At 57.2% G+C, this 15,041-nt stretch carries 10 protein-coding genes and 1 pseudogene; 3 read left to right on the forward strand and 8 right to left on the reverse strand.

Annotation, left to right across the window (positions count from 1 at the left end):
- Nucleotides 1-42 precede the first annotated feature (42 nt).
- Nucleotides 43-1,857: a dynamin family protein gene (locus AXF19_RS11680; protein ID WP_066849141.1), complete on the reverse strand. Its 1,815-nt coding sequence runs from the start codon at nt 1,855-1,857 to the stop codon at nt 43-45.
- The gene (locus AXF19_RS11685) at nt 1,844-3,664 is read right to left on the reverse strand and encodes a dynamin family protein (protein ID WP_172837392.1); all 1,821 of its coding nucleotides are present in this window, start codon (nt 3,662-3,664) and stop codon (nt 1,844-1,846) included. Before AXF19_RS11685 ends, AXF19_RS11680 begins: the two co-directional genes overlap by 14 nt.
- A 151-nt stretch (nt 3,665-3,815) precedes the next feature.
- On the opposite strand from AXF19_RS11685, the gene AXF19_RS11690 reads away from it, so the two are divergent.
- Both AXF19_RS11690 and AXF19_RS15605 read left to right on the forward strand, forming a co-directional pair.
- A complete protein-coding gene (locus AXF19_RS11690) occupies nt 3,816-5,231 on the forward strand; it encodes a hypothetical protein (protein WP_066849147.1) in 1,416 nt (471 codons plus the stop codon).
- 261 nt (nt 5,232-5,492) lie between these two features.
- A pseudogene (locus tag AXF19_RS15605) lies at nt 5,493-5,623 on the forward strand (secretion protein HlyD).
- 98 nt (nt 5,624-5,721) lie between these two features.
- Here AXF19_RS15605 and nifJ read toward each other — a convergent pair.
- From nifJ to ychF, 4 genes are all read right to left on the reverse strand, one after another.
- Nucleotides 5,722-9,249: a pyruvate:ferredoxin (flavodoxin) oxidoreductase gene (gene nifJ / locus AXF19_RS11695; RefSeq protein ID WP_066849152.1), complete on the reverse strand. Its 3,528-nt coding sequence runs from the start codon at nt 9,247-9,249 to the stop codon at nt 5,722-5,724.
- Nucleotides 9,250-9,527: 278 nt separating this feature from the next.
- Entirely contained in the window at nt 9,528-9,752 is a 225-nt protein-coding gene (locus AXF19_RS11700; RefSeq protein WP_009655736.1) for a hypothetical protein, read from the reverse strand.
- Nucleotides 9,749-10,702 (reverse strand): magnesium transporter CorA family protein, encoded by a 954-nt coding sequence (locus tag AXF19_RS11705; RefSeq protein WP_066849155.1) that lies wholly within the window; start codon nt 10,700-10,702, stop codon nt 9,749-9,751. The genes AXF19_RS11700 and AXF19_RS11705 overlap by 4 nt, the downstream gene beginning before the upstream one ends.
- A 437-nt stretch (nt 10,703-11,139) precedes the next feature.
- Complete coding sequence (gene ychF / locus AXF19_RS11710; protein WP_066849158.1) at nt 11,140-12,246, reverse strand: redox-regulated ATPase YchF; 1,107 nt, start codon at nt 12,244-12,246, stop codon at nt 11,140-11,142.
- 249 nt (nt 12,247-12,495) lie between these two features.
- Between ychF and AXF19_RS11715 the strand changes: the two genes are divergently transcribed.
- Complete coding sequence (locus AXF19_RS11715; RefSeq protein ID WP_006307127.1) at nt 12,496-12,708, forward strand: DUF1858 domain-containing protein; 213 nt, start codon at nt 12,496-12,498, stop codon at nt 12,706-12,708.
- Nucleotides 12,709-12,789: 81 nt separating this feature from the next.
- On the opposite strand, the gene AXF19_RS11720 is transcribed toward AXF19_RS11715, so the two are convergent.
- Both AXF19_RS11720 and amrA read right to left on the reverse strand, forming a co-directional pair.
- Complete coding sequence (locus AXF19_RS11720) at nt 12,790-13,611, reverse strand: class I SAM-dependent methyltransferase (protein ID WP_066849161.1); 822 nt, start codon at nt 13,609-13,611, stop codon at nt 12,790-12,792.
- A gap of 20 nt (nt 13,612-13,631) precedes the next feature.
- Nucleotides 13,632-15,029, reverse strand: a complete 1,398-nt coding sequence (gene amrA, locus AXF19_RS11725; RefSeq protein WP_066849164.1) for an AmmeMemoRadiSam system protein A — start codon at nt 15,027-15,029, stop codon at nt 13,632-13,634.
- Between the last annotated feature and the right edge of the window lie 12 nt (nt 15,030-15,041).

The following is a 15,041-nucleotide window of genomic DNA, read 5'->3' on the forward strand; positions in this document are numbered from 1 at the left end:
CAAGGAGAGCCGCAAGGGCTGCAATCCACCACATCGTCCCGCTCACTCCCCGAGCAGCAGGAGGTTCGATCTGCAATCGGCGAGGGCGCGCAGATCGGTCTGATACGCAGCATCTGCCCGTTGCAGCGACGCCCTGTCTTCACGGATCCGCTGCTCCATCGCAAGCCACATGAGATCGAAGTCACGGCGCAGCGTGGCAGAGAGTTTTTCAGCACTCTGACGGAACTCCTGCAGGAGCGCCTGCTCGATCATCTGTGCCGTATCTTCAAGGAGTCGCGGCAGCTGCTCCTTCAGATAGTCTCTCTGTTCGCGCAGCTTCTCATCCACATAGAACTTCTGCGTGACGAAGGATCCGAGATTGTTGCCGCCGAAGGCGACCAGTGGTATCGCTGCCAGTGCGAAGCCGGAGACGAACGCCATGCCGCCGATCACCGCCGCAGTCCCCACCTGCCCGATGAGCTGCACTCTCTCGATCTGCTCCTTGCCGTCGATCTGCACCGACTGTGGCCTCGGCGGCGTCACCTGTGCGCGCTTGCAGAGGTCGAAGAAGATCTGCCGCTCCGAAAACGCATCACAGTACTCCTGTGCGAGTGCCTGCAGGTCTCCATTCACACGATGCAGGAGCTTCTCCTGCCGATATTCGAGCCACTGCTTCCAGTGCCGCTGAAGCGCGAGCGGTAGCACCTCCTCCGCATAGCGCACGATGTCCTTTTCCCGCTCGGCGGCGTTGATCATGATGCGATGTTCCTGTATGAAGTCCTCACCTGCATCCTGGATCAGGCGCTGCACCTCCTGCGCCCACTGCGCGGGCAGCTTCTCCAGCCGTACGCGGATCTCGCCGAAGCGGCGCTCGGCAAGCTCCTTCTCCGTCTGCAGCCCCTCCCCGACGGCAATGCGCTCCGCGCGGTCCAGCTGCGCCTCCTGCTCCCGCAGAGAGACGTGTTCCAGCAGCATCTGCCGGAGTCCCCCGAGGTGTTCCCTGTATCGTGCGAGCTTCTTCTCGTGCCGCGCATCGCCTTGCAGGAAGGTGCGGAATGCCTGGAACCATGCCGTGTATCCCGAGGCGTCCAGACGCGGCGCATCGCCCTCTTCCTTTGCCGCAAGCGCTTCCTTTGCAGAGATCGGGAAAATCCGGATCTCCTCCTCCGGCATCAGGTGCGAAAGCCGCCTCCTGACATCCGCCACAGCCTCGGACAGCTCGCGCGCGTCGACGGCATCCTTGAAGTTCAGCACGAAGAAGAAATGCCGGATCGCACTCTCTGCAACGAAGTCCTGCAAAAACTGCCACTCGCTCTGTGTCAACGGCTGTTTCGCACTGAGAACGAATATGACGGCATCCGAGACAGGGATGTACTCATAGGTGACATCCATGCGCTGCTCGGAGACATCGTTGACCCCCGGCGTATCCACGAGTATGATGTCCTCCGGGATATCGGCAAGCGGAACGCCCAGCTCCATGCAGCGGATCTCTCCGGCATCGACATCGCGCAGCGCAGTGAACTCCTTGAACGCCTTCCTGTCCCACGGAATCTCCCTGCATCGTCCCTGTCTGTCATGAATTCGCGCCGTCTTCCCGTCCTCATGGTGGATGAAGGTCAGCACTGCCGTCGTCGGACGGATGGCAGTGGGCAGGATGTTCTCCCCGAGCAGCGCATTCATGAGCGTGCTCTTGCCGCGGCTGAATTCACCGACCACGGTGACAAAGAACTGCTCGCTCTCCAGCGTGTGGATGAGTGTATGCAGGTTCTCCTTCACCTGCTCGTCTGCAAGCTGCTCCGCCATGCGCTGCATTTCCTGTCCCTGCGCCAAGAGCAGTCTTTTCTGCTGCCGGTATCCGTCCATCTCATCGCCCTCCATCGGCTGCAACCCCCCTCGTCACATGGACGAGCCGCTCGGCAAGCTGCTTGGCACAGGACAGGTCTGCTGCCAACGCGCTACGGCGCCACGCTGCATCCTGCTCTGCCTCCTGCTGCTCGCAGCGAATCCTCGTCAACGTGCGCTCGATTGCACGCAACGGCTCCTGGTAGCTGTCCTCGAGCTGCTGCAGGAGCTTCGCGTCTGCACTGTCCAGATCATCTGCCAGTCGCCGTCTGAAGCTCCCCTCATGCGCCAGCAGGTCGCGCCGCACGTGTGCCGAGATGTCCTGCAGCACATTCCGCCGTCCGATCTTGATGATATGCTGACGCACGGAATCAAGACCGAAGAACGAGGCCGCCACAGCCGCAACCACGCCGATTGGTCCCAGTACCGACGCCAGCACGGCAGCCACTACGCCGGCGACCCCAATGCCCCCGAGCGTCGCCTCGTCGTTCGTGATGATGACACGATCTGATAGATTCAGCTCCGTCACATTCTCGATCCCGAGACCCTTCTGATAGTCCTGCACCATCGTGTTCAGCTGCAGAGATGCCATCTGCAGCTCGCTCATCAGGGCGGCGTATTCCCGCTGCACATAGGTATCTACCGTCTGCGAGAATGCGACCGTACGTTTCTTTAGGAATCTCTGCAGATCTCCGGACAGATCCTGCTTGATATCCCCCGCATACGCCTGAACGAACTCCGCTGCGTCCTGCACCAGCTCCCGATAGGCATACTCCATGTGATGCAGGATGCGGCTCTTGCAGGAGAGGACGCCTGCAGACATTCTCCCACGGACGAGGATCTGCTCCTGCTCGATGGCATAGCGCTGCGGCAGAGCCTCCTGCACGCGGCGTTCAAACTCTGCATAGGGGACAGATACCGCATTCATCTCGAGCTGCTTCTGCGCGATATATTGGCGCACATAGTCAGAGACGCGCTGCACGGGGATGGAGAGCATCTCCTGCGCCAGCCGATCCGCTGTCAGGAATGCCTCGAAGTCCCGCAGGAAGGCAGCGAGTCCCGAACCCTCGCACGCCCCCGCCTCCGCAGCCTTTGCATTGACAGGGTAGAGCTTGATTTCGTCCGGCGGTCTCTGCAGAACCTCTGCGAGCGTCTCGCGGAAATAGTCCTCGTTCTCCTCGAAATCATCATCCTCATCCATCTGATCCACCATGGTGATGAGGAAGAACATTTTTCCCATATAGGAGCGGAAACATTCCAGATACTCCCTTTGCGATTTTGACATGAACTGCAGCGCAGAGATCGCCATGATACCGGCACTGCCGCGCGGCAGATACTCCATCGTAGCGCGCTCGTGATCCTCGTGCATTGAGTTCAGCCCCGGCGTGTCGACCAGCCGCACACCGTTCCGACAGAACGGCGACGGGAATCCGAGGATCACATGGTCGATCTCTCTGGCACGTGCATCTGCCGTTTCCGAAAGGGATGTGATGTAGTCGGCGAGCGCATCGACGGGAACCATCTGCTCCTGTGCGCTACGGAATATCAGACGGGCAGACTCCTGCGCGCTGTACCGGATGATGTTGATGACCGCCGTCGTCGGAGAGATGTGGGTCGGCAGCATAGCCTTTCCCAGAATGCCGTTGATGAGTGTCGTCTTTCCGGAGGAAAACTCGCCCACGATCAACACATCGAATGCATCTGACGAGAGCTTCTGCTCCATCTGCTGCAGCACGCAGACATACTCCTGATAGGTCTCTCCTTCTCTTGACAGCAGCTGCCTGATTTCCTGCATATACCCGACCGCGCTTTCACGCAGACTGCGAAACTCCTCCAAACGCAAAGATGTCTCCCCCATTTCGACTCATTCTTTTTAATTTTTAATTATAGCAACCCTTCCAACGAATGTAAAGGGATCTGCATCTGCACAGGCAGGATAATGCCGTATACATACAGAATATACTAGAGCAGATGAACGAAAGGAGCAGGTAAGCATGGAGAGAGAATGGACATCCGACCTGACAGAAAAGCTGCGCAGGGGTGTGACCGACATAGGCGCAACCCTCGTAGAAAAGGGCAAGAAGGTATACGAGACGGGCAAGGATGACAAGGAGATATACGAACGCATCAAGCACGCACGCGCGGATGCAAAGGAGCGTATGGAACACTCCGCAGCGGCCTACGAGGATACCTGCCTGATACTGACACACGAACTGCAGCATCTGGAAAAGGTCGCAGACGAACTCAGAGGGGACTTCCACAGTATCGGCATCGCACTCTCCGCGCGTGCACGGGACGATCTGAATATGCAGCACATTGATGTGAAGGATGCCGTCATGGCAGAGTCCATCATGAGCGGCGTCGCGGTCGGCTCGCTCGCAGCAGGATCCGCTGTCCTGCTGACGGCTTCGTTCGGCACTGCGGGCACGGGCGCTGCCATCTCGGGGCTGACGGGAACATATGCGGTGAATGCGACGCTTGCCGCGCTCGGCGGCGGCACGCTCGCCTCGGGCGGATTCGGCATTGCAGGCGGGCTCGTCGTCGCCTCAGCACTCTTCACCGTCCCTGCGATCGCCGTCGCCGGCATCCTCGCACACAACAAGATCCGAGAAATGGCACGCGAGACTGAGGAACTTCTCGCAGAGACCGACGCGGCAATCGCACTGAACGCACAGGTGGGCGAGCGCAATCTCGCGGCAGCGGAGAAGATCCGCAATCTCTGCACCCTCGGCACGAACATCCGCTTCCTGCTTGGCGCGGTTCGCAGCGGATACCGCTTTGACTACAAGGTGATGGCAGCACTGCAGGACAAGCTCGGCAAGGCATTCTTCGCCATCGAGCTGTTCCAAGGAAGTGACATCCATCCCGAGCTGGAGGACTCCATCCAGGAGATCTCAAACGACGACCTCGTCCTGAGCGAGGCAGTCTTCAACCCAGCAGGCAGCGAGACACGGCAGCGCTATACCGAGCAGGAGATCAACGCCGTATTCCCCAGCATATACGAGGATGCAGAGGAATTCATCTACCTGCTCTACCCGTGGTATAACAAATACTGGGTCCAGAAGGACAGGAAGCTCATCGAAAGGGCGGTCAGGAGGGGTGTCAAGGTCTATATCTGCTACGGCATGGGCGAGGACAAGCAGACAAATAAAAGATTCCAGTCCACCAAGGAAGCCGTCAACTGGCTCAAACGCGAAATCCCGGAACTGAAATCTTACCCGGTAGACTCACATATGAAAATTGCCGTATGTGACAAATACGTCCTACACGGCAGCCAGAACATGATGACCTATCGCTACAACGAAAACAAGGGGGACAAACGCTCGGAGATCACGACGAAGGACACGAGCAAGACGGAGATACAGGAATTCAAGAAGATCGTCGAACGCGAGATATTCAAGGATGTCTGACAGCAACCGAATATATGCAGTCTGTTCACCTCGTCCCCATGCACATACTCTGTCGTCCAACATATCGGTCTTTCCTATTGCCGCCTCCTACAAATCTATGAAAAGTGCCCCCTGTGCGGGGCGCATTGCTTTTATATGTGCCGCAACGCCCCACTTTTATGTAAGCGTATCATTTCCGTAAAAACACAACAACAAAGGACAGACCCCCTTACTATTATTTTAGGAATCACTGATAAAATGAAGTCCGTCAGATTGGCGTAGATTTTTCGTCCGAACGAGGAGGCAAACCGGACGCAGAGTGGTACTCTGTGGAGGATTTGCCGACGAAGTGCGGGCAAAAAAGATGCGCTAAGATGGCGGTACTGAATTTATCAGTGCTTCCTTTACACTAGGTTCTCGGTGTTTGAAAACACTGGGAACTTTTTTTCAACAAAATGAGGCTATTACACGAGTGTTTCATGCAACAGCCCCATCCCAATCTCACAGCAGCTTACGCCTTGCCTGCGAGTTTTTTGTAGTTGTTGTAGCGCGTTTCCGCGTCCTTCTGCGTCTTCTCAAAGAGTGCCTCTGCAGCCTCAGGGAAGTTGCGCTGCAGCGTCGTATAGCGGTTCTCACCCATCAGGAAGTCCTTGAACTTCGAGAAATCCGGCTCCTTGGAGTCGAGCGTGAACGGGTTCTTGCCCTTCTCCTCAAGCTGCGGATTATAGCGGTAATTCGTCCAGTAGCCGCACTCGACCGCGAGCTTGCCCTCAAGCTGCGCACAGCCCATGCCCTTGCGGATGCCGTGGTTGATACACGGCGAGTACGCGATGATGAGGGATGGCCCCGGATATGCCTCCGCCTCGCTGATCGCCTTGAGTACCTGATTCTGGTCGGCTCCCATATCCACCTGTGCAACGTAGACGTAGCCGTAGGACATCGCCATTATGCCGAGATCCTTCTTCTTCGTCTTCTTGCCGGTTGCTGCGAACTCGGCAATCGCCGCCGCAGGAGTCGACTTCGATGCCTGTCCGCCCGTGTTCGAGTAGACCTCGGTATCAAAGACCATGACGTTGACATCCTCGCCCGACGCAAGCACGTGATCCACGCCGCCGAAGCCGATGTCGTATGCCCAGCCGTCGCCGCCGAACACCCACTGCGAACGCTTGACGAAGTAGTCGTTGTCCTTGTAGATGCGGCAGAGAAGCTCGTCCGTCCCCTTCTCCTTCTCAAGCAGCTCGCGCAGGAGGTCGGCGCGGTCACGCGTGCCCTCACCGCTGTCGCGCTTTTCGAGCCAGAGTTGCATTGCTGCCTGAAGCTCGGCAGAGCCCTTCTTCTCCTCGAGTGCCTGTGTCACCGCCGCCGCGATGGACTCACGCACTGCCTTCGTGCCGAGCAGCATTCCAAGGCCGTACTCCGCATTGTCCTCGAACAGCGAGTTTGCCCATGCAGGGCCATACCCCTTCGGGTTCTTCGTGTACGGGATTGCAGGTGCGCTCGCGCCCCAGATGGAGGAGCAGCCCGTTGCATTGGCGATCATCATGCGGTCGCCGAAAAGCTGCGTAACGAGCTTTGCGTACGGCGTTTCGCCGCAGCCTGCGCACGCACCCGAGAACTCGAAGAGCGGCTGCTCGAACTGCGAGCCGATGACCGTCGTCTTCTTCATCGGGACGTTCTTGACCGAGACCTTCTCCGTGTCCACGCCATAGTCAAAGTACTTCTGCGCATCGCGGAGGTTGTCGTCGAGCAGCGTCATATCGAGCGCCTTGCCCGGGCAGACCTGTGCACAGTTACCGCAGCCGAGGCAGTCGAGCGTCGAGACGGCAATGGTGAGGTTCATCCCCTTCGCCGGACGCGACTTTACGGACTGCATGCCCTCGGGCGCTGCAGCAAGCTCCTCGTCCGTCGTCAGCACAGGACGAATCGTTGCATGCGGGCAGACAAAGGCGCACTGATTACACTGGATACACTTCTCCGGACGCCATACGGGGACAGAGATCGCCGTGCCGCGCTTCTCAAATGCCGTACCGCCGACAGGGAATGTGCCGTCCTCCATGCTGAGCAGCTCGGAGATCTTGAGCTTGTCACCCTCCTGCCGATTCATGACGTTCTGAATCTTCGTGATGAATTCCGGCGTCTTTGCGTTGACCGGAACCTCTTCATCCACGGCATCCTTCCACTCGGCAGGAACATTCACACGGTGGAGCGACTCGATGCCGTGATCGATCGCACCGTTGTTCATGTTGACAACCTTTTCGCCCTTGCTGCCGTAGGATGTGACAACCGCGTCCTTGAGATACTTGACCGCGTCGTCGATGGGAATGATGTTCGCAAGCTTGAAGAACGCCGACTGCATGACCATGTTGAAGCGTCCGCCGAGACCGAGCTCGCGGGCGATGTGAACGGCATCCACCGTGTAGAACTGAATGTCATTGGAGGCGATGTAGCGGCGCATCGATGCGGGCAGGTGCGTGTTCAGTTCCTCATCCGACCAGAACGTATTGAGGAGGAACGTGCCGCCCTTCTTGAGACCTGCGAGGAGGTCGTACTGACGGACATAGGACTGCTGCGAGCAGGAGATGAAGTCCGCCTTGTTGATGAGGTACGGGCTGATGATGGGCGATTTGCCAAAGCGCAGGTGGCTCATCGTAATGCCGCCCGACTTCTTCGAGTCGTATGCAAAGTATGCCTGCGCATACATATCCGTCTTGTCGCCGATGATCTTGATCGCGCTCTTGTTCGCGCCGACCGTGCCGTCCGAACCGAGACCCCAGAACTTGCACGCCGTCGTCCCCTCTTTCGTGAGGTTGACATCGCCGTGGATCGGTGTGAGACTGCGGTGCGTGACATCGTCAACGATGCCGAGCGTAAAGCCGTGCATCGGCTCGTCCTTTTTCAGCTCCTCGTAGACCGCAAAGACCTGATCCGGTGTCGTATCCTTGCCGCCGAGACCATAGCGCCCGCCGACAATGACGGGATTCATCCCCGAGCTGTAGTACGCCGCCTTGACATCGAGGTAAAGCGGCTCACCGAGCGATCCCGGCTCCTTCGTACGGTCGAGAACAGCGACCTTCTGCACCGTCTTCGGGAGATACTTGAAGAAATGCTCGACCGAGAACGGACGATAGAGGTGAACAGAGAGCAGCCCGACCTTCTCGCCCTGTGCGTTGAGGTATTCGGCAACCTCCTCCGCCGTCTGGCAAACCGAGCCCATTGCGATGATGACGCGATCTGCATCGGGTGCGCCGTAGTAGTCGAAGAGATGGTGCTCACGGCCCGTGATCTTCGCCATCTGCGCCATCGCCTCTTCAACGAGTTCCGGAATGGCATCGTAGTAACGATTGACCGCTTCGCGTCCCTGGAAGTAAATGTCGGGGTTCTGTGCCGTACCGCGTACCGCCGGATGATCCGGGTTGAGCGCACGGCGGCGGAACTCATTGACCGCATCCCAGTCAAGAATCTTCGCGAGATCGGCATAGTCCACGACCTCGATCTTCTGAATCTCATGCGAGGTGCGGAAGCCATCAAAGAAGTTGATGAACGGAACGCGCCCCTTGATCGCGACGAGATGCGCCACGGCAGCGAGATCCATAACCTCCTGCACGCTCGACTCTGCGAGCATGGCAACGCCCGTCTGGCGTGCCGCCATAACATCCTGATGATCGCCGAAGATGTTCAGCGAGGACGCCGCAATGGCGCGTGCGCTGACATGGAACACGCCCGGCAGAAGCTCGCCCGCGATCTTATACATATTCGGAATCATGAGCAGAAGCCCCTGCGATGCCGTATAGGTCGTCGTCAGTGCACCTGCCTGGAGTGAGCCATGCACTGCGCCCGCAGCACCTGCCTCCGACTGCATTTCGATGAGACGTACCTTCTGCCCGAAGATATTCTTCATTCCCTTTGCAGCAAGGCTGTCAACGTGCTCCGCCATCGGCGACGACGGCGTGATCGGATAGATCGCCGCCACATCCGTAAAGGCGTAGGAAATATAGCCGGCAGCTGTATTTCCGTCCATCGTCTTCATTTTCTTGGCCATGTTACTGCTCCCCTCTTATGGGAAATGCCTGTGCACTTCCTATAGTCTAAAATATAATCACACTGAGCAAAGAATTTTTTCCCTCTTGATTCTTTTTGATAAAAAGAATCAAAAAGAATATCTATGGAGGAATAGGGATTCTATACTTTCCATTTATTATACAACGGAAAATCGGGGTTGTAAACAAGATAGACTTTCTCAGCTCTTGAAAACACCGACTTTTCTCATCGTTTTTTATTATGAAAATATCTAATCACTCTATCAAAAAACGAGCCGCCTTAGCAGCTCGTTCGTCCAAGGAGTGGATGTGTGGTCGGTCTCAGATCGCGCACGCGGATCAGATCGAGTGCCTCCGCGAGGTCGATGTCGCGGCGGTTCGTCCCCTCCTCGTACACATAGACGGGATGCTCAACGCCGATCTCACTCGCCGGCATGTATACATATTCATCGGTATTCCGATCACCGAAGATAATCCCGCGCAAGAGCTGCGCCTCGCGTATCAAAACATATCCCTCCGCCAGAGCATATAGACGACCGCAGACGAAACGCAGACCGCGATGATGACTACGCGGATAAAGCCGAGCGGATCGCCCTCATACGGCACGGGCACGTTCATGCCGAAAAAACTCGAGATCACTGTCGGAATCGCGAGGATGATCGTAATTGCCGTCAGGAATTTCATCACGAGGTTCAGATTGTTTGAGACGATCGACGAGAACGTATCGGCGAGTCGTGCGAGAATTTTACTATACATCTCGACCATCTCGCGCGCCTGCTTGTTCTCGATGATGACATCCTCGAGGAGATCCTCATCCTCCTCGTACATCTTGAAGATGTGATGCACCGAGGTATTTGTGCGCAGACGCATGAGACGGTCGAGAACGGCGCCGTTCGAGCGCAGCGCCGCATTGAAGTACGTCAGACCCTTTTGCAGCTGCAGGAGGCGCAGGATCTCGCTGTTCTTCATATCGTGGCGCAGGCGATCCTCGATCTCCTCGGAGAGTTTGCTGATCTGGCGCAGATAGCGCAGATAGAACACATCCGACTTGTAGAGGATTTGAAAGAGGAACCGCGTCCGCTTGTACGTGCGGAAAAGCTTTGCCGTGCGCTCGTTGAACTCCGCCATCACGGGCGTCTCCTCGAGGCAGACGGTGATAATGTGCTCGTCCGTGAGAATAATCGCGAGCGGCAGCGTGTCGTAGCTGTCCTCGCCGCGATAGACGGGCACATTCGTCAGGATCATGACCGAGTCATCCTCGACGTCCGTATGTGACCGCTCCTCATCGTCAAGCGCGGAGCGCAGGAAATCGGGGTCAACCTCTGTAAGAGTGCTGACAACCTTCAGCTCGTACGGCGTCGGGTTGACAATGTTGATCCATGCCCCCTTTGTCAGCGTCTTGAGCGAAAGCTCCTGCAAGGGGCCGGATTCCATGGATTTGTAGATTTGCAGCAAGGGATGGCGCTCCTTTCTGACCGCCCTCCCCTGTCAGTGCAAAATGCAGAGGCGAAGAGAGGACGGGATGCATATGTGTGGCTCCGGCTGCAAAGGTGTATCGTCCATCTCTTCACTTCCTTTCATCTGTGTAAAATGACCGAATGCATTTTAACGCAAAATACGCTGCTTGTCCATAGCGGCGTTGAAAAATGCTGTTTTCCCTGTGTCATGAATAAATGAAAATGCATCCGTGTGATGCTCCTAAGCAACCCCTAGTGAAGCAAGCGGAGAAAAGGGCACGTTCTGCCCCCTGCGGATTTCTTTCGTTCAAGCGTAGCGCGTTTAAGAAGTCCGCAGGTATTTAGGCAGATAAGTGCCCGACCGCTTGCGTAACGAGGCGTTTGTGTGGAGTACGCACGGATGGTCATTCTGTAACATTTGTGAGGGACGAAACATCAGACATTGAAGCGGAAATTCACAACATCTCCATCGCGCATCACATACTCCTTGCCCTCGAGGCGCACAAGCCCCTTGTCGCGCGCAGCCGCCACACTGCCGAGCGTGACGAGATCGTCATAGTTCACAATCTCCGCGCGGATGAAGCCGCGCTCGAAGTCCGTGTGAATCTTGCCCGCCGCCTTCGGTGCCGTCGTCCCGCGCGTAATCGTCCATGCGCGGCACTCGTCTTCGCCCGCCGTGAGGAATGTCTGAAGCCCGAGCAGGGCAAACGCGCCGTGAATGAGGCGGTCAAGCCCGCTCTCGGAGAGCCCCAGATCCTCAAGGAAGACAGCAGCCTCCTCCGCATCCAGCTCCGCAATCTCCTCCTCGAGCCGCGCCGAGACCGTCACGACCTCCGCGCCCGTGCGCGCGGCATACTCCTTGACCGTCTGCACGTGCGGATTCTCCACATCCGCCGTCGCCGCCTCGTCCTCTCCGACGTTCGCAATATAGAGAATCGGCTTACGTGTGAGGAGGTTCAGATCGCGCAGCATCGCCTGTTCCTCATCCGAGAGTTCCACCTCGCGCGCGGGCTTCCCTTCGTCGAGCGCCGTTTTCAGACGTTCAAGCGCGGCGTGTTCTGCCTTTGCCTCCTTGCTGCCGGATTTCAGCAGCTTCATCACCTTTGCCATCCGCTTTTCCACGGCTTCGAGATCGGCAAGGCACAGCTCCGTCTCAATGATGTCGATGTCGCGCAGCGGATCAACTGCGCCCTCCACGTGGGTGATGTCCGAGCTCTCGAAGCAGCGGACGACGTGCGCCACGGCATCCACCTGACGGATGTGCTCGAGGAACTTGTTGCCCAGCCCCTCGCCCTTTGATGCGCCCTTCACAAGCCCTGCAATATCCACGAAGCGCACGCTCGCGGGTGTCGTCTTCTTGGAGTGATAGAGATCGGTCAGCACCTTCAGCCGCGCGTCCGGCACCGCCACCACGCCGACATTCGGCTCAATCGTGCAGAACGGATAGTTCGCCGCCTCCGCGCCCGCCTTCGTAATCGCATTGAACAGCGTACTTTTACCCACATTCGGCAGTCCGACGATTCCAACCTCAAGATTGCTCACAGCTATTCCCTCTTTCAATGACCAGAGTCATGTTGTTTACGCTAATGTACTCGTTAAGTTATAGCAGAAAAATCCCACAAGGTCAATCAATGCACGTATTTCACGCCCCATAGAAACAGTTTTTCTTATGAACATACCTGCAAATGTTGCAAATGATACTTCCCTTTTTGAAATCTTGTGTTATAATCGAAACTAAATAAGGGATTTCCCTTCACTGTCAATTCGCTTTCACAATATAGGAGGTCTATCATGGCGATTACAAAGGATATGAGCATCATCGAGATCGTGCAGACGTATCCCGACACCGTTGAGATTCTGATGAATGCGGGCATGGGCTGCCTCGGCTGCGCAGCGGCGCACTTCGAGAACATCGAGCAGGGTGCAATGGCACACGGCATCGACATCGACGCCCTCATCGATGAGCTGAACGCCTCAATCGGCGAGACAGCTGCGGCACAGTAAAACATACAGCACACGCGTCAAACACAAGCGCCCTCTTACAGGCTAGTAGTCTGCAAGGGGGCGTTTTCTGTTGGGGCAGGACTACGAAACAATATCTCTCCGATCCCACCAGATGACAGCAGATCGCGTTGCGACCGTACACAGACCATCCCGCGCCTCGGCGAGAACCTCCCTGCGGAGCTTTTCCTGTGCAGCCAGAGTAAGGTCACCCGCATATTGCTCGTATGCGAGCTTTCGATATTGCAGCTCGTCCTCCACGGAGCGCTCGCAGCGATAGTCAACCACACTGACGTTGGCAAAACGTCCCTGCGAAATCAGCATATTGTAGAGAATCTGGAACTCCTCGACATCGCAGCAGCTCGCCGACCTTGGATTTTTATGATCCGGAATCTCCGCAATGATCGCGCAGTATTTGCTCGAATAGGCCTCCATCTGCGAAATCAGCGGCCAAACATCCTCATACATCCAAAAGACGAGCGACACCGTCACAAGATCAAACGCAGAGTCAAGTTCGCCGCCGATTGGAAGATCCTGCATGATTTCTTCGATGAGCGCATAGTTGTCGATGTCCGCTTCTGCGGCATTCTCCCGCAGGAGATTCCCCATCTCATGCGACGGCTCGACCGCTGTGACGAATTTGATATGCTCCGCAAACGGGATGACAAAAGAACCGGGGCCTGCGCCAATATCCAGCATCGCGGAATCCGCATCCAAGACAGAGCGCAGCGCTCCATAGACCTTCCTGCCGTAATCGTACCCATTGCTCTTGCGCATCGCAGAGAAGTCCCGTGCACGCTTGTCCCAATAGTCCACCTGTGGATTTGCACGGATATGCCGCTCTCGTTCGAGGAACTTCTCCTGCCACTGCGCATTCCAAAAGGAAAACGACGGATTCTCTCCCATGAATATAATACTCCTTTTCCCTATCGATGACGAACAACCGTAAAGCGTGCGAGCGCAACCTCCTCCTTCGGATGAATACGCGCCTTCTCTCTTGCAACGGCGAGCTGCTCCTCTGCCGTATCAATGCCCGCGAGATCGGGCAGCAGCAGCCCGCGCCGATTGTCCGCAATGCTCTTGACGATGACGCCGTAGCGCTTCGGATCGAGTTCCGCTGCCGAGGAGATCGGCTCTGGTTCACTCAGCACATCCACCGAGTAGACAAGGCGATTCAACTCGTCCTCCTCGATGGGCTCGAAGCGCCCGTCATGCACCGCCGCCGAGACGGCATTGTAGAGGATCTCCTCGGCAAGAGTCTGCTGTGCGGGTACAAATGTCCCAATACAGCCGCGCAGCTTGCCGTATTTCTTGATAGAGACGAATGCCCCCGCGCGCTGTTCCAGAAGCTCTGACGGCAGTCCCTCAAGCAGCGGTACATAGCTATGCTCCCGTATATAGTGCTCGATGCTCGTCCGCGCAAGCCGCACATATGCGTCCTCTCGTGCGCGCAGCTCTGCCATCGCCGCATCCTCTGTCTGCACGAGCTGATCTGCATAATCTCGGCGCTCATCCCGCCCCGTCACCATGAATGAGGCGACGGCATAGCCCACGCCGAACGACCCCTCATAGCTGTGCAGTCTGCTCGTAAGCGCCGCGCGGTCAAGTGCGCCCGCGAGCACCCACAGCCCGTTCAGCCCGCAATGCCCCGCCGCCTCGGCAAAGCTGCCGGGAATCTGTAAGAGTGAGAGGAAATCCCCCGTCTTCATAAATGCCGTACAGAGTTCATCAAACTCCGCCCCCTCGGGCGCAATGTCGTACGGTCCGTCCTCCTTCAGACGGTGTGAGAGATCGCCGCTCGCGATGCAGATCGTCCGCCGCCCGAGCTGCTCCGCTGCCGCCGCAATCACCTGTCCGAGCATGGCGTGCGTGTGGGCGGGCAGCCCCGACACGCCGATGCGGACGAATTTGGTTGGTGCATCGCCAAGGTACTCACTCAGGAAGAAGAGCGGGATCATCGTGCCGTGATCGAGCGCAGCGTTCTTCTCCCCGAGCGTACCCGCAGGAACATCGCGCTCTCCTGCCGCGTGAGAGAGTGCGCGGACAAAGTCAACATCGTATTCGATCCCGATTGTGATCTCGGGATGTCCAAACGCGGCAAAATCCCCCTCTGCCGCCTCGCCCGGCGAGATGTGGAAGAAATCATCATATGCCATCGCATGTGGGCTGATGATGACGACGGTATCGGGGCGCAGCTCTGCCGCCGCGCGCATCGCCTCATGATATGCGCGCACGGTTTCGGCGATCTCCGCTTCCCGTCCCGCGCCAATGGAGGGGATGATGAGCGGCGGATGCGGCACGGCATAGGCAGCAAGAATCGACATGATCTTCACGCT

Origin of the sequence: Selenomonas sp. oral taxon 126 (genome assembly GCF_001683335.1) — a bacterium.
In the GTDB taxonomy this organism is placed as follows: domain Bacteria; phylum Bacillota; class Negativicutes; order Selenomonadales; family Selenomonadaceae; genus Centipeda.